The sequence below is a fragment of the Winogradskyella psychrotolerans RS-3 genome, from assembly GCF_000427335.1.
In the GTDB taxonomy this organism is placed as follows: domain Bacteria; phylum Bacteroidota; class Bacteroidia; order Flavobacteriales; family Flavobacteriaceae; genus Winogradskyella; species Winogradskyella psychrotolerans.
The window spans coordinates 1-870 of the sequence record NZ_ATMR01000188.1 but is presented as its reverse complement, the minus strand read 5'-3'; the positions used below and the strand labels follow the sequence as shown (position 1 = coordinate 870).

Sequence of the window (870 nt, the reverse complement as noted above, 5' to 3'; positions counted from 1 at the left end):
ACAGCATTACAAAACCAGAGATTGTATAATACCATCGTAACACACCGGAGTAAATTCACTCCAATTTCTGGAATTGATTACGTCAACCACGCCCCAAAAAATATAAAGTTTGTTCCTCCTGAATACTTATTACCTCTATGGAAAAAAGATTATGCTGATATGTCCGAAAGTATGTTTTATGGAAAGTCATTATCATTTGAAAAACTTATTGAACGATTACTGGAATTACGAAAAGAAAATCAACGGACTTGCCCAACGCTAAACCCATACAAAAATCTTTTTGTTCTCAAAATTTTGGCTAAAGCCAGAAAATTCGATTTGACCTTATAAATGGGCTACAGCCCATTCCTATTGAATTGATTTCTTTGATCCATCGGTTTAGGTTAAAATTTAGTAAAATGAAATGGTTCTTCTATTTTAATATCCTCCTGCTTTGGCTGGTGATAATAGGGTAATTTGGCACCGGTGGCTGAGCCTGTCGAAGTCAGTGGAGTCGAAGTCAACTTGGGTAGTTTTTTACCTAATTATTGTGATTATGGCATCAACGAAAGTTGAAAAATTTTCCTCATATTGGGTCTAAGTTACACTTTGCTAAACTTAGACCAGGTAGAGAAGGCTTCTTTTATTTAGTGATTTTTAATGCAATCGCTAAAGTAAGGGCGCGGTGGCCGGGCCAAAACTACGAGGGGCGTTAGGCAACGTGTGGTGGGATTTAGTTTTGGCTAGATTTTTCTTTGGTTCGTTTCTTTTCATCAATGGAAAAGAAATGAACAGCAATCCAGTGGTTTTATGGATAAAATTACTTAACAATTGCCAAACCCATCAGGCCATGTTTATCCAGTAACGCTTCTATTAATAATTTTCTTTCCT

Annotated in this window: 1 pseudogene; it reads left to right on the top strand. The window is 36.4% G+C overall.

The window, feature by feature from the left end:
- A pseudogene (locus ADIWIN_RS16890) lies at positions 1 to 330 on the top strand (hypothetical protein); the annotation flags it as partial.
- Positions 331 to 870 lie beyond the last annotated feature (540 nt).